The organism is Serratia sp. Je.1.23.a (assembly GCF_051129805.1).
GTDB lineage: Bacteria > Pseudomonadota > Gammaproteobacteria > Enterobacterales > Enterobacteriaceae > Serratia > Serratia liquefaciens.
In genome coordinates, this window is the sequence record NZ_JBCPSR010000083.1 from 1 (window position 1) to 277 (window position 277).

Sequence of the window (277 nt, forward strand, 5' to 3'; positions counted from 1 at the left end):
CTTCCACTAACACAAGAACTGATTCAGGTTCTGGGCTCCTCCCCGTTCGCTCGCCGCTACTGGGGGAATCTCGGTTGATTTCTTTTCCTCGGGGTACTTAGATGTTTCAGTTCCCCCGGTTCGCCTCGTTAAGCTATGTATTCACTTAACGATAGTGCAACGAATTGCACTGGGTTTCCCCATTCGGGTATCGCCGGTTATTACGGTTCATATCACCTTACCGACGCTTATCGCAGATTAGCACGCCCTTCATCGCCTCTGACTGCCTAGGCATCCA

1 rRNA gene is annotated in these 277 nt (G+C 51.3%); it reads right to left on the reverse strand.

The features are described 5' to 3' along the window. Positions 1 to 277 (reverse strand): 23S ribosomal RNA (locus AAZT04_RS26290); the annotation flags it as partial.